Origin of the sequence: Oribacterium sp. WCC10 (genome assembly GCF_900113415.1) — a bacterium.
In the GTDB taxonomy this organism is placed as follows: domain Bacteria; phylum Bacillota; class Clostridia; order Lachnospirales; family Lachnospiraceae; genus Oribacterium.
Genome location: NZ_FOPH01000008.1, coordinates 80575 through 102334, shown reverse-complemented (window position 1 = coordinate 102334; position 21760 = coordinate 80575). Strand labels below are relative to the sequence as shown.

Genomic DNA, 21760 nt, shown 5'->3' with positions numbered 1-21760 from the left:
GATCTATTGGTGAAATTGTTTTTGACACTAACTTTTTAGTAGGACATTTAAGCACTGTTGAACCGTTATATTCGGTAACAACAGTGCTTTTTTGACTGTTATGGATGTGTTTTTAATCTTTATTTTTTTGTAAAGTCGACTACAATATGTCTATGAATATTTTTGATAGTATAAAACAGGAATTCAGCATACCGGATGCATACGAAAACTGGAGAACATATCGTGAAGAGCTTACAGCTTGTGTTCTTGCGACGAAAAATGCCAGGAAGATGCCGAATCAGTCAGTTGACCGGGTTGATAGTAAAAGACCTGAAGAAGGATCTAAGGGAACGCTTGCTGTTCTTGGTGCCGGTCCTTGCAATGATCTTGATATAAACAGGCTTTCAGAAGCATTTGATCATATTGATCTTATAGACATAGATACGAAGAGTATAACTGCCGGGCTGAATCGTCAGAACAAGGCGCATGATTCCCGGATAGATATTAAGCTAATGTCTGTCTCCGGTATAACTGAAGAGATGGTCACTCATTTTTTTAACCGGCTTTATATGTACATTATCGAAAAAGGTCATTCACTTACGGAAGGGGAGTTTATAGCAAGATCTCTTTCGGAGTTTCAGTTGATTGAAAACTTTATGTACAGGGATCTCACTGATTTCGAGACAGTGCTTCCGGAAAAACATTACGATACAATTATTGCAGCCGGCCTTCACAGTCAGCTTTTCAGTATGATTTCCTACTGTTGGCATATACTTGCAGGTAATATTTCAGAACAGCTTTTTAGCGGCAGAATAGTAAATCCTGATCCGTTTCATGACCATATTCGAGAAGTGGATGACAGATTGATTCCCCTTCTCAACACTGCCATTTCAAATTCTGCAAGGAAGCGTATACTTCTTGCATCAGAATATGATCCCATGAATCCTGTGGAGGGAGCCTGGCAATGTATAAGGGACATTCGTACAAGATATACCGGAGGAAGTATCTCACTGACAGAGTCTACTCTTGAATGGCCTTTTTTTCCGGAACAGGGTAGAAAATATATTATGCTTATTCAGGATATTGTGTTAATATGACACTAAAATTTTATTACGGAGTTAAAAATGCAGGAAAATATAAGTAAGAAGAGAAACATTATCGTAATAGCAGTTATACTGCTTATCATCGTTGCGGCTTTTGGCCTTTCGGCCTACAGTCGCTATAATACACAGAAACAGAAGGAATCAGAAGCAGAGGCAGAGCCACAGCTTCAGGTGGTTGTACAGTACGTTGACAGAGAGATATTCAGAGCACCTCTTGATAAGGATGCCATGTACATGATTAAGGATGGTGTAGTTTCAGAGGTTCCTATGGATACAACCCTTGAGTCAATGGGAGATGAAGCCCTTGAAACAAAACATCACATAAATCTTATGCAGGTCAAGGACAATGCAGTATCCGTAGTTCAGTCAAACTGTAGTAATCAGGTTTGCGTTTCTATAGGAAAGATCAGCGGATCAAACTATGATTTTCCGATAACATGCCTTCCGCATGGACTCATCATTGTGGTTGAATGAGTTTCTGTCACCTGTTCATGACGGTAACATATAAGTGGCCAATATACTATGACCCTCATACTGATATTAAAAAGCTTTCAATGAAAGGATTTATCCTTTCGTTTGAAAGCTTTTTTGTTTGTTGAAGAAAGTGGGTAATACATTATCATCTACTTTTCATTGAATTATTGAGGACGGATTAATCTCCAATATTGATGGAATTTGTGATATATGCACCAAAAATATGCTAATGTGTCTAATTACGGCTGCGATTTATGCATAAAAATGATACATTGTTAACATTTTACATTTTTAAGCTCATTTGTAACCGCTTTCGGTTTGTCTTTTGTTGTTAACTATGCTTATAATATATTAGTATTTTACAGGTGCTTTAATTAGGAGGCAAAATGAAAAAATTTCTTAAGGGGGCAATGGCTGTAGGTCTTGTGGCATCAATGACCGCCTGCGCATCACAGCAGGCTGCTGAGACTACAGCTGCATCAACTGCTGCAGCTACTGAAGCTCCTGCAGCATCAGGAAACTTTGTTCCGGGTACATATTCCGGTTCAGATCAGGGCTTCGGAGGAAAGGTAACCGTTACTGTAACAGTGACAGATACCGACATCACAGGAGTTGAAATCGAGGGCAATGATGAGACACCTACAGTAGGTGGAGCTGCTCTTGAGGAACTTGCAAATCAGATCAAGAATGCACAGTCAGCAGAAATCGATGGTGTTTCCGGCGCTACATTGACATCAAACGGTGTTAAGGCAGCTGCAGCAAAGGCTATCGAGGCTGCAAAGACAGGTCAGGCTGCTTCTAACGATGCAGAGCTTGCATTCACAGCAGGTACTTACACAGGTAAGGGAACAGGTTACAACGGAGAAGTAACTGTTGACGTTACATTCGATGACAAGAATATCACAGCCATCGAGGTTAAGGAATCAAAGGAAACAGAGCATGTTGGTGATGTTGCATTCGGTATCCTTGTAGATGATATCATCGCAGCAAACGGAACAGGTGTTGACGGTGTTTCCGGCGCTACATTCTCATCAAGAGCCATCAAGGAAGCTGTTAATGATGCAGCTGACCAGGCAGGTGTAACAAACAAGGATGCATTTACATCCAACACTGTTGAGGTTAAGGCTCAGGATGCTGTCGAAGAGACCTATGATGTAGTTGTTGTAGGTGCAGGTGGAGCAGGTATCTCTGCAGCAGCTCAGGCAGCTCAGGATGGCAATACAGTTCTCGTTATTGAGAAGAATGCCGAAGTCGGTGGTAATACACTTGTATCCGGTGGTCAGTATCAGTCAGTTATGCCTTATCTCGTATGGGATGAGAAGAATCCTGATGCAACTACAGGCAAGGGCTTCGACGGCAATGAGTACAATAAGGTTAAGTCAGTTCAGGGATGTATCGATGAATTAAAGACTATCCTTAACTGGTCAGAGGACGAGTTTGATGCTGATTACTACAAGGATCACGAGTATGTAGCCGGCGATATCGAAGAGCTTTCAAAGCATGGTGTTGTTAAGGATTATCTTCCAACACTCCAGGCTCTCAAGAAGGAGATCAAGGCATATCTTGATTGGGCACAGCCTAAGCTTGATGCAGGAACACCTGAGTCTGATCTTACACTTTTCTCAACTCTGAACCTTCATATCTTCCAGACATACTATGGCGGACTTCGTCAGAGTGCTGACAAGTCAGAGTGGATCTATGGTAATGTAGATCTCGTTTCACAGTTCATCACAGATGGTCAGGATATCAAGCCATGGCTTGAGTCTATGGGTTCAACATTTGTTGAGGATACACAGCCTACACTTATCGGTGCACTCTGGTACAGAGAGAATCAGTTCATCGGCGCCAACGTAGATGCTGATGGCGATGGAACTCCTGAAGAGTACGGCGGAAGATGGGGAACATATTTCATGGCTCCTATGACATCATTTAAGAATGCCAACGAAGCTAACAAGATCATGACACGTACAACAGCTGATGAGCTTATCGTTGAAGACGGTCGTGTAACAGGCGTTAAGGCTACAATGTACGATGGTACACCTGTAACCGCTCACGCAACTAAGGGTGTTATCCTTGCAACAGGTGGTTTCGCAGCTAACATTTCAAAGGTTGTTGAGACAAACAAGTACTGGTCAAGTGAGTTCCTCAATGACAACATTGAGACAACAAACCGTTCATCACTTCAGGGTGATGGTATCAAGATGGCAGAGGCAGCAGGTGCTGCAACAACCGGTGAGGGCTTTACACAGCTTATGCCTATTTCATGGGTAGATGATGGTGATCTTGCATTCGGTGGCGGAGATTATGCTATCTACATCAATCCTACAACAGGCAACCGTTTCGTAGATGAGACTTCAGAGCGTGACGTTCTTTCTCTTGGTGAGTTCAAGAATGGTATCGAGTGGAAAGGCCATAAGGGCGTATTCATCGAGATTGCAAACGCAGCAGTTCCTATCCCGGGACCATATCCATATAAGGATGAGGACGTTGAGGGCAGACAGTATGTAAGAACAATCGGTGAGCTTGCTGATCTCTTCAAGGAGATTGGTTTTGATACTGATGCTGATGCTGTTATCGAGACAATCAAGGATTACGATCAGGCTATTATGAACGGTAAGCAGCCTAAGGATGTTACAAAGAAGCAGTTCTCAGCACTTATCGGTGATGCGGAGAAGAACGATGACGGTTCATACAAGGCTGATACATACAACCTTGATGACGCTAAGCTTCGTGTACGTCTCATGGCTCCATCAACTCACCATACAATGGGTGGTGTATCTGTTGACGTTGATCGTCATGTTCTTGATAAGGACGGCAATGTTATCAAGGGTCTCTACGCAGCAGGTGAGGTAACCGGAGGAATCCACGGTGGTAACCGTCTAGGCGGTAACGCTATCACTGAAATCTTCGTTTCCGGACGTACAGCTGCAAAGGCTGCTACAGCAGATAACAAATAATCAAGTATTCTATATTCAATTGAATTAGATTCATTAAAGCACTGATTAAAATATTAGGAGCGTTCCGAAAGGATCGCTCCTTTTTCTGTACTCAGGATTATAAAGTGAAATAGAGTTAAATGATGGTGATTTATTGAAGCTCTAAGAAAAATCTGAGTATATCAGTGTTTCCTTAGACTTTCTTACGTCGGGGCACGGATTTCCAAAGGAAATTGATGCTTCGCATAGATAATCCGGCCATGGTAAGGCTATAATCAGCGTTTCTCTAAAATAAATTCTATGTCCTTTCGGTGTCTCTGTGTATAATGATATGATGTGAGAAGCATAGATGCTCGCATCATTATAAACATATATCTATTTGAAATTTTGAGGTGAAATATGAAATGTCCAAGATGTGGTGCAGACATATCGGATAATACACAGAATTGTCCTTGCTGTCATACACCAATAGTGAAGATAAAGCCGTTAAGAGTATGTACCAATTGCGGCAGTGAAGTGCCTGATGATGCAGACAAGTGTCCGGGATGTGGTCGTACTGTAAGGAGAAGAACACATCAGACTTCCGGAAAATCCACAGGTTCCGATACAGTTCCAGGTAAATCCGCAGCAGGGAACAGTACGCTGATAAATGATATAAAAAAAGAAAAGTTTGCATGGCTTCAGGCTACGGTTCCTGCTATTCTGGCCATTGCATATCATCTTCTGGTGCTTAGAAATAATCTGATATTTAATCTCATGAATACTTTCATAATTTATGAGGCACTGGTGTTCATATTCGGATATCTTGATATAAAAAATCTGAACACAAGACCCGAAATGATGGAAGGGCTTGTGTTCAGTGAGAAGTTTATATATATGTCTTATTTTCTGCCTATACTTAGCCTGTGGGAGAGAAAACATCTTCCCGGAATGAACAGGAGAGCACTGTATCCTTTGATTCATGCTGTTCTGTTTACAATACTTATAGTGACAGTTATGATCACCATGGATTCGGATGCTATAAACAATGTACATTCAAATGGAATCTACATGGGATAATGCATATTTTATTGACCGAAGCCATAGTACTGCATATCAATAACCGTATGAGTAGGTTGTAACGACAGATACCATGGTTCCATATTCTGTAGTTTTGACTGTAGTTGTAGTCACAGAACCATCAGTATTGACAACTGTAGTTGTACCGTCGCCGTTTGCAGCGGCTGCAGTTGCGGCTTCTACAGTTTGTCCGGTCTTTTCAACACCATCTTCGGAATCTACATTGGCATTGGTGTATCCGGTATATTGGACGCCTCCGGATGTGACACCTGAGATCTGTGAGACATTGCCGGTAAGCTGTGTTCCTGAGGTGCCTGATGTAGGACTTGTTGCGGCGGCATTCTGATAAATATTGCTGATAAGAATACCTGAAACAGTGGTGCCGCCTGTTATTTGATCGATAGTGGCAGGTACAGTCACTGTAAGAGCTATATTTTCAGCTGATGCAGGAAAGTTTTGAGTAAACTGCTGAACCAGAGTATCGATATACGCATAAGTATATGGAGCGTATTTCATTAGTGAGCTCGGGCTTGTACAGTAAAGACCAAATGAACCTGCAAAGTATTCATTGGCATCTGTCTTTTCATAACTCGATACAGGAGAATTCTTCTTTTCAGCCAGGAAAATACGTTTAAACTCATCCGTGTCTGAAATGTATTTTTTTCCGTTCTGAGTGATTATGAATTTGATACCACGGTATACAACCGATTTTGCAGTAGTTCCTTCATCAGGGAAGCAGATATCATCAAAGTAATGCCCCATCTCATGAGTTATGGCTTCAGCTCCGCCATAATCGCGATTGGTAAGGATGATTTTGGCTTCCTGACCCTCCTGACCTGAATATGCACCCAATAGATCTTCGATAAGAGGATTATTATCGAAGAAATATATGATATTACCGCTTTTCTCATAAACATCACGAATGGATGCCGGAATCATATTATACTGATATGTTACTGCCTGAATCTGCTGTGATGTTACTGCTGTACCTGAATCCTCAAGTGGAATGGCAGCATATGATGTCAGTCCGCCGGCCAATGTTGTAAAAAGCGTGGCTGTGACTGTCAGGACGATTTTTTTGATGTCATTAGAATCTAAAATATGCAAGTTGTATGCCTCCTGCCTGAATATATGTATATTATATACCTTTGTGTGTGCTTTGGCACTCACGTCATGATTCTTTGAACCGGGATTTATCTTCGAATACCGGGGAAACACTGATTTAATCTGCATTTCCTGATAAAGTATATACTTCAAAAATGTGATAAATTTATGATGAATTCATACTGTTTGGATTCATAAATGGAAGGAAGAAAATATGTCCTTAAACGTAATAAAACCTGATTATTATGATGATTTCCACTGTATAGGCGGTTCCTGTTCATTTACATGTTGTCAGGAATGGAAGATCGCGGTTGATCCGGAAACAAAAAAGAGGTGGCGTTCCATAAATGCTCCGGAGGGACTTAAAGAAGCCGGAAGACTGCCTGAATGGCTCAATGAGCACAGTTGTCTTTCAAAGTTCATAGTCAAAAAGGATGGAACAGATGTTATCGGACTCCTCAGGGATATGACGTGTCCTTTCCTTGATTCTGATCATCTTTGCAGACTTGTTATTGATCATGGTGAAGAGATACTTTCCAAAACCTGTCATGAGTTTCCGAGAGAAAATCATGAATATACTGATCGTACCGAGAAATCACTTGTAGCCTGTTGCCCTGAAGTTGTAGATAAGTGGAATGAGCGTAACATACTTACTTTTGAAGGGCTGAACTATAGAGATACAGAAGGTCTTAAGCACACTAAAGATACGCTTATGGCTGCAAGAAATCTCATTATGTATCTGCTTTCGGATGAACAATGTGATAATCGTATCAATCTTCTAAAGTCCTTCTATATTCTTCTTGATATCTACAGTAAAGAATCTTTGAAGGACATGTCTGACTATATCGATCCTAAAGTTCTTCGTGAGCTTGAGTCAACCATCGCTTCACTTGAGCGTGATGTTTCTGAATCCATGGTGGAACGAAATGAGCTTTTTCTTGATATGACTGAAAACTATGCTGCAGAAAACAGGTATACAGCTTTCATCAGTCCACTGAGAAATCTTGCAAAAGAACTGGACGTAAACGAAACCGATATGTCAATGTATGCTGATAAAGAAAATGCTTCGGGAAAGAAGGATGACAAGTCTGATTTTCTTTCTTCAATATCAAAGTACGAATCTTTGTTCAGAAACTATCTTGTTTCCGAAGCTTTTTCAGGTCTTCTCATACCGGGAATGGATCTTAGGGACATGGTGATGCAGTTTGAATGGATGATTATGGAATATGCTATCATTCAGCAGGCATTGTATCTTAAGTGGAAAGAGAATCCGGAACATGATTTGAGCTATGAAACAGTCAGAGAGATGATTGTTTTGATTTCGCGGCTTACGGGCTATGATGCAGATGATATAGAAGATTATCTTGAAAGCAGTTTTGAATCTCCGATATGGGACTTTGGATATGCTGATTTTCTATTAGGTTAAAAGTCTTGGATTATCTGAATGCCATCTGTTGCGCTTCATTGGTGAGTGGCAAATACTTTTGATACTCACATCATATCCTCGTTTCCTCAGAGCCGCCGGTGTCAAGGCACGGGTTTTCAAAGGAAGTTGATGTTTCGAATCAAAATCGGGACAGTACAACGCTTTAATCAGCTTTTACTAATAAAACAGCCGGGACAAGTGATTTTGTCCCGGCTGTATTGCCGATAGTTTTAGCTTGCACTATAGCTGTATGGGTTGTAATCAGAAACCCAGACTCCGGAAGAATTAACATAGTAGCCGTCAGGAGTTACAGTGTTTGTGAGCATTGCTCCATCGGAACCGCAGTAGTAATACTGATTATTCCATAAAATCCATCCGGTTTTCATGTAGCCGTGATCATTGAAGAAGTAGAACTTACCATTTATTTGCTGCCAGCCGTTTGAAGTCCATGAGCCGTCTGCGTTCTTGTACCACCATCCGAACTCATCCTGAACCCACTGACCACCCTCTGATGAGGTTAAAGCATTGGCATAAGATGTAGAGCCATATACAGTTGAACCAGTGAGGTTTGCGAGATATGAGCTTGATGAAGAACTTGTTGTACTGTTGGTACTTGAGTTGTATGAATTATATATCTTCTCGGCCTGGGACTCAGTTACATACAGATCATCTGATTCTTCCCATGAGCCCTTGTTAGAACTAGAGTAAATTGCGCGCACCTTATATGTATAGGTTCCTGCCTGAGTGAAATAGTTGGCAAAACTGTAGTAATCGTTAGTTGTTGTTACAGTTGTAAGAAGAGAACTTCCACGATAGAGCTTTACCTCATATTTCTTGGCACTTTCTGCTTCACTCCAGTCGGCTATGCCATAACTTGTCTGCCAGTTGGCATTGGATATGTCAAGATCAAGTGAACTTGACCAGTCATCGTAAACTTCATCGAGATCGTCCAATGTATACACAATAGTGAGATATCCGTGTCCACTTCCTCCGGAAACAGATGTGACGGAACCGGAATCACCGGTTACAGTGACAGTTGACTTGGTGATGTTCCATTTGTAGTCATCGTCATCCTCAAGCTGAAGTTTTATCTGTACCTTGGGATTGTCATTTTCATCCCATCCATCGCTGGGTGTATTTGTAATGTAGGCACTATATACATCATACAGAGAAGAGCTTGTTGTAACCTCTACATCGCTTGAAGTTGATCCGATGGAAAGGTCGGTAGCTACATTGATGGTGACTGATGAGATAGCAGTTCTTGAGTCTGCATAAGCGGGAACAGACAGAGCAGCGATCATTGAGGCCGATGCCAAAGCTGTTGCTAATTTTTTTAAGTTGATCATTTAAAGCCTCCTTTAGACTTGTCGTTTATGCTTTGATAATGCTTTTACGGAACTTTTGTGTGTCGGGAACCGTAAAGATAGTAGCAGAAACCTGTTTCACATAATGTGAAAGATGTAGGTTCATCTGAACTATGGCATTATGTTATCAACTATGGCTGAACTGAAACTGAAAAAAGATGAATCAACTTTTACGCTTCTGTTAAGTATCTTTCGACTTTTATCTACAGGATTCAAAAATATTCTTTCTTATACAATAATCTTACAACTTAAGTATAATCATTTTCAGAATATTGTCGGTAATTAATCTATGACCCGGGTGCCAATAGCATTTGCCACCCACATTTGATTCAATTAAACACATGTGGCAAGGAAGCCATCGAACACCGGAGGAACATATGAAATATATTCTTGATCTGTCTGATGTAACTGATCGCGACGAGCTCTATGATGCGATAGAAGATCAGCTGCCTGTACCGAGCCATTTCGGAAGAAATCTCGACGCTCTGTATGATGACCTAAGCGATGCCATCAATGATTGTGATCTGATAGTGAAAAATTTTGATGAGTTTGCGGAATCCGATCCTGCATATTTTAAAAAATTCAAACATACACTTAAAGACCTTATGGTAGATATTCCTGATTTCACAGTGCATTTTTCATCTGATGATGAACCTGATGATGATTATGACAATGGCGAAGAATCAGAGTATGATGACAGCGGAGATGACTATTCTGATCCTGATGACAATTACAGTGACAGCGATGAATATGACAAAATGGAGACAGATTAACTATTGTTAAGTATCGGATAGTACCGAAAAAAGGATGCGAACAAAAACATGTCCGCATCCTTTTAGACTTTTTAAACAGCTTCCAAAACCAGATTCCTCATGGATTTCGGATGTTTGGCGCCCTTGTTGGTTCTTTCGAGATTGTAGGCTTTTAAAACAGTATCGAACTTATCGATAGGTACAGGCCTTGAGAAGTAAAATCCCTGAAAGAAATCACACCCGTTTATCCTGAGAAAAGCAGCCTGTTCCTGTGTTTCAACACCTTCGGAAATGACCTGCATATCAAGTCGTTTTGCCATCTCTATAACTGAATCAATGATGATCTCTGACCGGATAAGATTGTCATTATTCTGCAAAAATCCCATATCAAGCTTTAGAATATCCGCATGAAAGTTTTTGAGCAGTGTGAGAGAAGAGTAACCTGTACCGAAGTCATCTATCTCTATGGCAAAGCCGGCATTGTGAAGCTTCTCTATAAGCTCAACATAAAACGCAGGATTACTTACAAAACTTGTTTCCGTAATCTCAACATTCATCTTTTCGGGTGAAATGTTATATTTATTGACAAGACCTATAAGTGTCTTTTCTATATCAATGTAATGAATATCTTTAGGCGAAATATTAACAGATATACTCAGATTCTTCTTGTCATCTTCCTGCTTCCAGCAGGCAAGAAGCTGAGCGGCTTTCTCCCACATATATAGATCGAGCTTCCAGATAAGCTCAGACTCTTCAAGTATACTGATGAAATGTGAAGGTGACAGTATGGTGCCATCCTTCATAAGCCATCTTGCCAAAGCTTCAGCACTTATTATCTCACCTTTTGTATTGGCCTGAGGCTGAAGATACATGAGAAATCTGCCTTCCTCAAGAGCATCATTGAATTCGCTGATGACTTTCTTGAAGTACAGACGTTTCTCCATGATGGACTCGTTGTACCAGGCAACAGAAAACGGTTCATCGATCTTTATGGACTTGATGGCAAGTTTAGCCCTGTCACACATGGAAAGAATCTCCATGTCAGGGTTCGTGATCTCATATATCCCAAGCTGGAAATGAACACGAAATGATGAACCCATGATAAGATTGGAACAGTTATCGGCAATAGTTCTGAATATCGCCTCGGAATAACTGTTCTTCTCCATCAGAAAAACAAACTGATCAATGTGAAGCTGACAATAGACATCAAAACAAAGTCTTTTTTTATCAAAATATTCCTCAAGACATTGAAGAATCTCATTCCCCTTTTGAAATCCAAAGACCTGATTGACAAGCTTGAAATCCCTTATATTTGAGCGCACTAAAATAAAGCGCTTTCCGGGACTTGTACTAAGAATACGCTGTGCCCTCTCAACAAACGTATTCATACTATTCAATTTACTCTCAGTCATAAACTAACCCTTTCCCCTAATGCACCAGGTCATCCCCTCAAATTTGACATGGTGTAAATATCTTAAAAAACGGGTCTGCAAGCAGTTTCCTCCCTGAAACTACTGTGTCTAATACCGGATTTCCTAAAACGTCTCCTCCATAAGACTAAAATTAAAATCAATAATAAAACATCAGACATATAACTTAAGATACTATTTTATTGTATAGGAAAATGATTATCTTTAGCAATACGCTTATATAATTTAACTGTCATATATATATCATTCGCTTGCGCTATAGATATTAGCTATAATGTATATTAGTAAAATTTGTAACACAATGCAAAGGATTGTGTGACAGGATGCCACGTTTTATGATGGCTATGCTTCCCTGATTGCCTTGTTCAATGCATTAAGAACAAGCTTTTTGTCTCCGGACCACAAAGGTGCGATGAGTATTCTTTTGGGACCGTCTCCTGTAATACGATGTACGACTGTTTCTCTGGGAAGGAGCTTTAGACATTTGACGATGATGGAGCAGTATTCTTCAAGAGTGAGAACATGAAAGGGACTTGCCAGATAATCGTTTCCCATTGCGGTGCCTCTAAGCACATGAAGAAGCTGAAGCTTGATTCCGTCAAGGGTTGGAGTAAGTTGAGACAGATAGCTAACCGTTTCAAGAATGTCCTCTTCGCTTTCCCATGGAAAACCTATGATGACGTGGACTATGACAGAAAGTCCTTTAGATTTAAGGCGCTTGTAGCAGTCCTCAAAAACACTTAGAGGATATCCTCTGTTGATTTTCTGTGCAGTATGATCATGTACTGACTGAAGACCCAGTTCAATCCATATCTTCTTGTTATATCGCTCCTGAAGTTCATTAAGTGCTTCTATCATGTCATCCTTAATGGAGTCAGGTCTCGTGCCAATGGAAAGAATCTCTACTCTATCATCTTTCAAAGCCTCTTCGAATATTTCTCTAAGTACCGGAGTTTCGCCATAAGTATTGGTATAGGATTGAAAGTAGGCAATAAATCCATGCCCTCCTGTTTTGGGCAGTTTGGCTTCGACTTTCTTTATGCCGATGTCTATCTGTTCACATATGGGCAGAAGAGGAGCTGCAAAATCACCGGATCCTCCCTCCGAACAGAAAGTACATCCTCCTTTTGAAACTGTACCGTCTCTGTTTGGACATGAGCATCCGGTTTGAAGTGAAATCTTATATAGTTTTTTCCCATAGGTTCTTTTTAAGTATTCTGAAAGTGATAAATAATACATAACCTGAATTATAGCATTTATTGTTTTTGAAAAAATGTTAAAATAGAAATATCTTTTCAATCATAGGAGTAAACGACACATGAAAAATAAATCCAGACACAAACTTATATGCATATTACTTCTTTGTTTCGTGATGTTTTCATTTACTATAAGAGGATTTGCCGATTTTGGAAGCTATTCCGGAGATTCTGACTACAGCTCCAGCGACTGGAGTTCGGATTCGGGCAGCAGTTATGATTCCGGATGGAGTTCATCAGGATCCGATTACGGATATTACGGTGGCAGCGGTTCATCAGGCAGTGACTCAGACTTTGACATATTTACAGTCATCATCTTTGTTATTATCCTTATATATGTATTCACACAATTCAGGGGCATGAACAAGATACATGCAAACAAACCGGTCAATACAGCTGTGAACAGAGTTACCAGAGGTCAGCCTGTAGAACAGTACAAGTCTATCGATCCGGGATTTGACAGTGCTGAATTTGCAGCAAAACTTTCCAATGTTTATGTGAAGCTTCAAAATGCATGGCAGGCCAAGGATCTCACAGAAGTACGTCCTTATCTTACAGATGACTTCTATGCCCAGATGGAACGTCAGCTTAATATCATTAAGAGCAAACATCAGACAAACTACATTGAACGTATAGCAGTTCTCAGTGTAGAACCAAAGACATTCTATCAGGATAATGAATTAGACCATATTGTGGCCTATGTAAAGACTCGTATTGTGGACTACACTCTTGACGACAATACAGGTGCTCTGATCTCGGGTGATAAGACACGTGAAAAGTTCATGACATATGAATATGACCTTTGCCGAAAGAAGGGAGTAATCACAAAGATTTCAACGGGCATGAAGTCTGTGGTATGTCCACACTGCGGAGCACCGCTTAATATTAACCAGACAGCGAAGTGTCCATACTGTGATTCAATAGTCACAATTGAGAATGAAGACTGGGCAATCAAGAGTATCAAGGGAATATCTCAGCAGACAGTATGATAAGATGCTGTGGTATAAGACACATAGATGTGACTTCTATTAATATCGGTGAGTGTCACATACTTTTGTGGCACTTACTGATGAATTACTCTGAGGAACCACTGATTATATCAGTGGTTCCTCAGAGTCTCCGGCGTCGGAGCACGGATTCTCAATGGAATTTGATGCTTAGCATCAAAATTCCGCCCATGGAAACACTTTAATCAGAGTTTCCCTAAATACAATAATTAATCGAGGTAACTGACGATATGTCAAAGAAAGAAGACGATCTGTTTTATAATCTTTTGAGTAAACTTCTAATCAATCTTAAATGGATGTTCTTTGGTATCCTTACAGGAGTGCTGGTAGGAACTGTCTCAGCATACTTTGGAAAGGCTATTTCCATTGTCACCAGGTTTCGCATGGCCAATCCATACATTATTTTTGCATTGCCTTTTGCCGGTGTATGCATAGTTTACTACTATCATCTTTTGGGGGCACGCTCACCCAGGGGTACCAACCTTGTATTAGATGCTATTCATAAGGAGCAGAAAGTCCCGCTTCGTATGGCACCTCTTATCATCGTGTCCACTGTCATAACACATCTTTTCGGTGGTTCTGTCGGACGTGAGGGTGCAGCACTTCAGGTCGGAGGTTCCCTGGGAAATGCCATCGGCCAACTTGTTCGATTTAATGAAAAGGATCGTCGTAATACTATATTGTGTGGAATGAGTGCATCTTTTTCTGCTTTATTCGGTACTCCGCTTGCAGCTTCCATCATGGTAATTGAAATGAGCACCGTTGGGATAATGTATTATTCGGCGCTGGTACCTTGTGTGATTTCCGCACTTACTGCTCATTTTGTGGCAGAGATGATAAACCCTGGTGCAGAAGCAGTGATGACTGTTTCTGAGATAACTCCGTTTTCTGTTAAAACCGGTGGCTTCACTATAATATTTGCTATACTTTGCGCCCTGGTTGCCGTGCTGTTTTGTGTAGTACTTCATGAAACAAAGTCTATCGCCAAAAACTATATAAAGAATCCTTATCTCCGCGCTTTGGCAGCAGGTGTTCTCGTTGTGATTATGACGCTGCTTGTGGATTCACAGACTTACAACGGTGCAGGATCGGACATCATTGCAAAGTGTATCAATGACCCTTCATACAGGATTGTGCCGTATGCATTTCTTTTAAAGATCATTTTTACCGCAGTTACACTGTCAGGAGGGTTCCAGGGTGGAGAAATCGTTCCTTCACTTTTCATCGGAACAACCTTCGGACACGCACTTGCAGGTGTATGCGGCATGTCACCAGCCCTTGGTTCAGCACTTGGAGCGATTCTGGTATTCTGCGGTGTAACCAACTGTCCGATTGCCTCTATACTGATAGGCTTTGAACTTTTTGGATTCGATATGTCTTCATACCTCCTTTTAGGTGTGGCAATCACATATCTGTTCTCCGGAAACTACAGTCTTTATGCTTCACAGAAGATCAAGTTCAATAAGTATGATCAGAGTATAACCGATACAAAAACACATTAACTGATAATAAATAACACAAATAAAAAACTCTGCAAAAGGGATTGATGATTTACCTTTTGCAGAGTTTTTCTTATATTGCGAAGTATCAAATTCCTTTGAAAATCCGTGCTTCGACGCCGGAGGCTCTGAGGAACCACTGATATAATCAGTACATTCTTAGGAATCAGCCTTCGAGTGTCTTCTCATCTATGGCAAGCTTGATGCATCCCATGATACCCTGATTGTCATTTAATGATGCGGGTACGATATAATGATCAAGATTCTCCATTTGCTTTGTTTTGATATATCCGTTAAGCATCTCGGCGGTCTTTTTTCTGATGAGCGGGAAGAGCTGTGTCTGATGCATAACACCGCCGCCAAGGATGATGATCTGCGGGCTCATCATAAGGATAATATTGGAGAGGGCCTGTGCTATATAGTAAGCCTCGATATCCCAAACCTTTTCGTCATCCTTTAGTTCTATGGCTTTCTTTCCGTAACGTTCTTCAATGGCAGGACCTGCAGCCATACCTTCAAGACAGTTTCCGTGATAAGGACAGTGTCCCTTGTAACTGTCATCAGGATGAGGTACAAGCTTTATGTGACCAAGTTCAGGATGAAGCATACCGTGAACCAGTTTTCCGTTTGACATAACTCCTGCGCCGACACCGGTTCCGATAGTGATATAAACAGCATCTGTTAAACCCTTTGCCTGTCCATATGTGACTTCTCCGAGAAGAGAACCGTTAACATCGGTATCAAATCCCACAGGCACACCCAGTGCATCTCTGAAAGCTTTAACAATATTATAATCAGCCCACTTGAGTTTAGGAGTGGTTGTAAAGCTGCCGTAAGTCTCAGAATCTCTGTTAAGGTCTATAGGACCGAATGCGGCTATACCTAAAGCTTCAATATTTTTATCCTTGAACCAGGCGATGATCTCGGGAATTGTTTCCTCGGGAGAAACAGTAGGTATGGATGTCTGTTCCAGAATCTCTCCATTTTCATCTCCGATGGCTAAAACCATTTTGGTTCCGCCGGCCTCCAATGCTCCAAACAACATGTTCGTACCTCCTACAGAATACATTCAATTTAACCGGCAGATTTACCCATTCATCCACCGTAATAATTCGATTTTAGAAGATTGACAATAAAAAATCAATCGTTGAAAAAATGTATAGTATCTTTTTTTTCCGGTTAACCGCTTTAATGACATTTTCCCCAAAATGAATCGTGGATTTTTGGTGATTAATCACAGTTTCAACGGATTGATGCGATAAAAATTTTTTCTTATAATTAAAGGATAACTAGCAATTACTTTTATATTTTAGGTAGCATGTCAATTTTAAGTGTGAATGTACTTCACATTTTAATGCCAAATTTTGAGTGTTTAGCAGAGGATTACAGTAAATATGTTTAGTAAACTTAAATTGGAGAAAGAATTCAAAAAACGTCTGGACAGGTATTATGACGAGCTAAAATGGCTGTATAGCGAGCTTTATCATAATGATACACAGGCATTTGATTATTTTTTATGTATGCTCCACCAATATTACAAGGAACGTACACCGGATCTCAGGGAATGGGATGAAGCAAGGGAACTGGTTCCTGACTGGTATCGTGGAAATGAAATGCTTGGAATGCAGATGTATGTCAACTGCTTCAATAAAGATCTGAAGGGGGTTAAAGAAAAGATATCATATCTTAGGGAAACAGGTTCCAACTACATTCACCTTATGCCTCTGCTCGAAAGTCCCAAAGGGCGTTCTGACGGTGGATATGCGGTTTCTGATTTCAGAAAGGTTGACCCGTCGCTTGGAACTATGGAAGACCTGAAGGATCTTGCTGAAGAGTGCCATAGAAACGGAATGAGTGTATGCATGGATTTTGTCATGAATCATACATCGGAGGATCACGAGTGGGCAAGACGCGCCAGATCAGGTGATCCGGAGTATCAGAGTCGTTACTTCTTCTTTGACAACTGGTATATACCTAATGAATTTGAAAAGACTGTGCCTCAGGTGTTCCCAACTACAGCTCCCGGTAATTTCAGCTGGTGCCCGGAAGCCAACAAGGTGGTCATGACCACGTTCTATCCGTATCAGTGGGATCTTAATTACGGTAATCCGACTGTGTTCAATGATATGACAGCCAACATGCTTAACCTGTGCAATCACGGCATAGACATTATCAGACTTGACGCAACACCTTATATCTGGAAGACACTCGGCACCACATGCCGTAATCTGCCCCAGGTTCATACTCTGGTCAGGATAATGCGTATGGCGACAGAGATAGTCTGTCCGGGTACTCTGCTTCTTGGTGAAGTTGTCATGGAACCGAGCAAGGTTGTTCCATACTTTGGATCAATAGATAAGCCGGAATGCCACATGCTTTACAATGTCACAACCATGGCCAGCACATGGCATACAGTTGCCACTCAGGATGTCAGACTCATGAAGCATCAGCTGGGACAGGTATTTGCTCTTCCAAAGCAGTATGTCTTCCTGAACTATCTGAGATGCCACGATGATATCGGTTGGGGGCTTGATTACGATTATCTCAAGCAGTTCGGGGTAAAGGAGGTAGAACATAAAAAGTTCCTTAATGACTATTTTTGCGGACACAGACCGTTTTCCGATGCAAGAGGTGAACTTTACAATAACGACCCCCGGCTGGGAGATGCAAGATTGTGCGGAACCACTGCGTCTCTTTGCGGTATAGAGGCAGCAGAATATGAAAATAATCCATGGAAGCTGGATATGGGCATAAAGCTGGATATCATGCTTCATGCTTTTCTCTTTACACAAAGCGGTATTCCTATCATCTATTCAGGTGATGAGATAGGACAGCTCAATGACTACAGCTATCATAATGATCCTGAAAAGTGGGATGACTCAAGATATCTTCACAGAGGAAACTTCAAATGGGATGAAGTTAGCAGCAGACGTTCAAACACAAAACGTCAGGGCAGACTCTATAAGGCCATAAGGAAACTGGAAAAGATCAGAGAAAAACACGATGTATTCGACACATCTGCAGATTGCTGGATAGTTGAAACCTACAATGATCATGTACTTGGTATAGGAAGATATCACCACGGGGAGAAACTTATAGCCCTTTTCAACTTCTCGGATCATGACGAGACTGCATGGATCAATGAGAGAGAAGACTACAAGGATCTCATGACCAACAGAAAGAGGGAGGCAAAGGCTGTAGGAGTACCGGCTAAGGACTTTGTATGGCTTATAACCAAATATAAATAACATGTGCTTTGTGGCAAAAACATTATCCGCATCAAAATTCTGTAAATAATTTTATATAAATTTACTTCATTGTATACTGTATAGAACATACCACAGAGAACCTTCGCTAAAAAAATCAAAAAAGTAGTGGAATATTTTTAAACATTTGTTACAATATCAATGTGTCAACCGCATGACATACCAATAATAGCGTTTTCTTCGAGAGTTTCCCGAAGTTCACGATAATATGGAGATTTCTTTGATATGAATACTAAACTGATTTTTGTAGATATCGATGGAACGTTGACACCTGCAGGTACCAATGTTCCACCGGAAAGTGCAGTTCTTGCCATCAAAAAGGCTCAGGCAAAAGGACATAAAGTATTCCTTTGTACAGGTAGAAACTTTGACATGCTTAAGCCTGTACTTAAATACGACTTTGATGGTGTAGTGGGAAGTTCCGGAGGCTATGTAACCTGTGGTTCCGAAGTTCTTTTCGATTGCCCCATGAGTAAAGAGCAGCTTGATATTGCTCTTGAGTCGCTTCATAAAAATGGAGTTTTCTGTACCATCGAAGGCAGGGACGGTTCCTTTGGAGATGCTAATCTAAAGGATTTTCTTGACAGTACAGAAGGCGGTAATTCCGAAATTGAGCGTTGGCGTAAAGCACTGAGCGAAAACCTGGGTATCAGACCTATGGAAGAGTATGATGGTCAACCTATATACAAGGTTGTCATCATGGCTCAAAAAGCATCTCAAATTGACGAATGTCGTTCACTTCTTGAAAAGGATTTCAGTTTCGTCATTCAGGATGTACCGGCTCACGGTTGTGTAAACGGGGAACTCATTAACAGGAAGTTCGATAAGGGAAAAGGAGTAAGACTCATAGCCGAACACCTGGATATCCCTATAGAGGACACCATAGGATTCGGTGACAGTATGAACGACCTTGAGATGATAGAAACCGTAGGGGTTTCTGTATGTATGGCGAACGGATCGGAAAAGCTTAAGTCGGTTTCCGATATAGTTTGTCCGTCAGTCGATGAAGACGGACTTGCAAAGGCATTTGAGGATTTAAATCTTGTCTGAACTTCATCAGATAGATGAAATTCTATGCACCGTTTCTATGTTTCACGAAAGAGTATAGATCAGCAAATTTCGGGAAATCATTTCACAGTACACTTCTGTCCGACATAAGGACAGATTAGATAAATAACTATAAGTGAGGTAAATACAATGGCACTTGATTACAGAAAATGTGCGCAGGAAATCGTTGACCACATCGGTGGCCGCGAAAATGTCGCACAGGCAGCGCACTGTGCAACAAGGCTCAGGCTTGTCATCAAAGACAACAGCAAAGTCGATAAGGACTACCTTGATAACGTTGAAGGCGTTAAGGGTATGTTTGAGTCAAACGGACAGCTTCAGCTTATCATCGGAACAGGAACCGTTAATAAGGTTTATGATGAGTTTCTGAGTATTACCGGAATGACTGCAGCAACCAAGGATGATGTCAAGGCAGCTGCAGCGGCAAAACAGCCTCTTTGGAAGCAGCTTCTCAAGCCTATCGGTGATGTATTTGTACCTATTCTTCCTGCCATCGTGGCTTCCGGTCTTATGATGGGTCTCGTAGAAGCCCTTGGTAAGATTCCGGGTCTTAACTTTGCAGGAACAGACTGGTACGCTTTCCTTGATATGGTAGCCAATACAGCATTTGCATATTTGCCTGTTATCGTTGCCATATCAGCCGCAAGAGTATTCGGCGGAAACATTTTCCTCGGCGCAGTAATCGGTCTTCTGATGATCCATTCAGCCCTCACAAACGGTTGGAGTGCAGCAGACGGATACGGAGTGTGGTATCTGTTCGGCAACTTAAAAATCACAGACAGCTACTCACTGCTTCAGATTAATCAGCTTGGATATCAGGGGCATGTAATTCCTGTTATCATAGCGGTTCTTCTGATGAGCAATATTGAGAAGTGGTTCCATAAGCATGTTCCGGAGATGCTTGATCTTTTTATCACACCGCTTTGTACAGTTCTTTCAACAGCTCTTATCACATTTACAATCATCGGTCCAATTTTCTCAGGACTTGAAACCATGGTTCTCAGCGGAGCACAGGTTCTTGTAAAGAATCCTCTCGGGGCTATGGTAATGGGTGCTATATATCCTATCACTGTAGTTATGGGGCTTCACCATATGTACAATGTTATCGAGGCCGGAATGCTTTCAAGTGTTGGTCTCAACACCTGGATGCCTATCGCATCAGCAGCAAACTTCGCACAGTTCGGTGCCTGCCTTGCAGTAGGTCTTAAGGCTAAGAGCAACAAGACAAAGGTTATAGCTGTTCCTTCGGCTCTTTCTGCTTCTCTCGGTATCACAGAGCCTGCAATCTTCGGTGTAAACCTTCGTTACTATAAGCCATTCCTCGCAGGTATGGCCGGTGGTGCAGTCGGTTCCATCTTCGGTGCCATCACAGGAATCGGTGCAACCGCTTATGGTGTAACAGGAATTCCGGGATATCTTACAATCAATAACCTTCCTGTTTATACACTCCTTCTTGCAGTATCCGGCGGTGTGGCATTTGCCGGTACATGGTTTTTCTGGAATGAAGAAACAAAAGAGCAGAATAAGCCGGTATCAGAAGAAACACCAAATGCAGAATTGGATCAGAAGCCAGTCATTACATGTGAAGCAGGTACAGTTCTTGCTCCGGTTAAGGGTAATGTAATTCCTCAGAATAAGATACCTGATGAAACATTTGCAACAGGTGTACTTGGAACTGGTGTCGGTATCGAACCGGAAGATGAAACCATTTACGCTCCATATGACGGAGTGATCTCATCAGTTGCAGAATCGAAGCACGCTGTGGGAATCACAGGACCTAATGATATGGAGGTTCTTATCCATGTCGGTGTAGATACAGTTGCCATGAATGGAGAGGGGTTTGAACCTCTTGTTAAAGAGGGAGACAAGGTAAATGCCGGTCAGCCTTTACTTAAATTCTCCAGAGAAGCAATAAAGAAAGCCGGTCATCCGGATATTGTTGTAGTTCTTTTAACAAATAGTGATGATTATAACGAAGTTTCTGTATAAATTTTAACGAAGTTTGTGTATAAATTTTAACGAACATAGTATATAATA

At 41.2% G+C, this 21760-nt stretch carries 16 protein-coding genes; 11 read left to right on the top strand and 5 right to left on the bottom strand.

Annotated elements, in window-relative coordinates; all coding sequences use genetic code 11:
* Positions 1-152: 152 nt before the first annotated feature.
* The 4 genes from BM294_RS07805 (at position 153) to BM294_RS07790 (ending at position 5551) form a co-directional block, all read left to right on the top strand.
* A complete protein-coding gene (locus BM294_RS07805) occupies positions 153-1076 on the top strand; it encodes a hypothetical protein (RefSeq protein WP_175494592.1) in 924 nt (307 codons plus the stop codon).
* Positions 1077-1103: 27 nt separating this feature from the next.
* The gene (locus BM294_RS07800) at positions 1104-1556 is read left to right on the top strand and encodes a NusG domain II-containing protein (RefSeq protein ID WP_091206539.1); all 453 of its coding nucleotides are present in this window, start codon (positions 1104-1106) and stop codon (positions 1554-1556) included.
* 386 nt (positions 1557-1942) lie between these two features.
* Positions 1943-4513 (top strand): FAD-dependent oxidoreductase, encoded by a 2571-nt coding sequence (locus BM294_RS16510; RefSeq protein WP_207648049.1) that lies wholly within the window; start codon positions 1943-1945, stop codon positions 4511-4513.
* A gap of 378 nt (positions 4514-4891) precedes the next feature.
* Positions 4892-5551, top strand: coding sequence for a zinc ribbon domain-containing protein (locus tag BM294_RS07790; protein WP_091206536.1), 660 nt, complete (start codon positions 4892-4894; stop codon positions 5549-5551).
* Between the two features lie 36 nt (positions 5552-5587).
* On the opposite strand, the gene BM294_RS07785 is transcribed toward BM294_RS07790, so the two are convergent.
* A complete protein-coding gene (locus BM294_RS07785) occupies positions 5588-6658 on the bottom strand; it encodes an anthrax toxin lethal factor-related metalloendopeptidase (protein WP_091206533.1) in 1071 nt (356 codons plus the stop codon).
* A 211-nt stretch (positions 6659-6869) separates the two neighbouring features.
* On the opposite strand from BM294_RS07785, the gene fliB reads away from it, so the two are divergent.
* Positions 6870-8081: a flagellin lysine-N-methylase gene (fliB, locus tag BM294_RS07780; protein ID WP_091206531.1), complete on the top strand. Its 1212-nt coding sequence runs from the start codon at positions 6870-6872 to the stop codon at positions 8079-8081.
* Positions 8082-8311: 230 nt separating this feature from the next.
* On the opposite strand, the gene BM294_RS07775 is transcribed toward fliB, so the two are convergent.
* The gene (locus BM294_RS07775; RefSeq protein WP_091206528.1) at positions 8312-9427 is read right to left on the bottom strand and encodes a hypothetical protein; all 1116 of its coding nucleotides are present in this window, start codon (positions 9425-9427) and stop codon (positions 8312-8314) included.
* Between the two features lie 395 nt (positions 9428-9822).
* On the opposite strand from BM294_RS07775, the gene BM294_RS16125 reads away from it, so the two are divergent.
* Positions 9823-10218: a barstar family protein gene (locus BM294_RS16125; RefSeq protein ID WP_091206526.1), complete on the top strand. Its 396-nt coding sequence runs from the start codon at positions 9823-9825 to the stop codon at positions 10216-10218.
* 71 nt (positions 10219-10289) lie between these two features.
* Here BM294_RS16125 and BM294_RS07765 read toward each other — a convergent pair whose 3' ends face one another.
* Both BM294_RS07765 and BM294_RS07760 read right to left on the bottom strand, forming a co-directional pair.
* Positions 10290-11609: an EAL domain-containing protein gene (locus BM294_RS07765; protein ID WP_091206524.1), complete on the bottom strand. Its 1320-nt coding sequence runs from the start codon at positions 11607-11609 to the stop codon at positions 10290-10292.
* Between the two features lie 360 nt (positions 11610-11969).
* Positions 11970-12866 carry a tRNA modification radical SAM protein MnmL/YtqA gene (locus BM294_RS07760; RefSeq protein WP_091206652.1) on the bottom strand — a complete coding sequence of 299 codons (897 nt, stop codon included), beginning with the start codon at positions 12864-12866 and terminating at the stop codon, positions 11970-11972.
* A gap of 79 nt (positions 12867-12945) precedes the next feature.
* Here BM294_RS07760 and BM294_RS07755 point away from each other — a divergent pair, with 79 nt between their 5' ends.
* Both BM294_RS07755 and BM294_RS07750 read left to right on the top strand, forming a co-directional pair.
* On the top strand, positions 12946-13872 hold the full coding sequence (locus BM294_RS07755) for a Tim44 domain-containing protein (RefSeq protein WP_091206520.1): 927 nt from the start codon (positions 12946-12948) through the stop codon (positions 13870-13872).
* A gap of 248 nt (positions 13873-14120) precedes the next feature.
* Positions 14121-15392, top strand: a complete 1272-nt coding sequence (locus BM294_RS07750; protein ID WP_091206518.1) for a chloride channel protein — start codon at positions 14121-14123, stop codon at positions 15390-15392.
* Positions 15393-15555: 163 nt separating this feature from the next.
* Here the strand turns inward: BM294_RS07750 and BM294_RS07745 are convergent, their stop codons facing one another.
* The gene (locus BM294_RS07745; RefSeq protein ID WP_091206515.1) at positions 15556-16434 is read right to left on the bottom strand and encodes an ROK family protein; all 879 of its coding nucleotides are present in this window, start codon (positions 16432-16434) and stop codon (positions 15556-15558) included.
* A gap of 349 nt (positions 16435-16783) precedes the next feature.
* On the opposite strand from BM294_RS07745, the gene BM294_RS07740 reads away from it, so the two are divergent.
* The 3 genes from BM294_RS07740 to BM294_RS07730 all read left to right on the top strand — a co-directional run bounded on the left by BM294_RS07740 (position 16784) and on the right by BM294_RS07730 (position 21712).
* Entirely contained in the window at positions 16784-18637 is a 1854-nt protein-coding gene (locus BM294_RS07740; RefSeq protein WP_091206512.1) for an alpha-amylase family protein, read from the top strand.
* A 243-nt stretch (positions 18638-18880) separates the two neighbouring features.
* Positions 18881-19705, top strand: a complete 825-nt coding sequence (locus BM294_RS07735) for an HAD family hydrolase (RefSeq protein ID WP_091206509.1) — start codon at positions 18881-18883, stop codon at positions 19703-19705.
* A gap of 147 nt (positions 19706-19852) precedes the next feature.
* Positions 19853-21712 (top strand): PTS sucrose transporter subunit IIABC, encoded by a 1860-nt coding sequence (locus BM294_RS07730; protein ID WP_091206507.1) that lies wholly within the window; start codon positions 19853-19855, stop codon positions 21710-21712.
* Positions 21713-21760 lie beyond the last annotated feature (48 nt).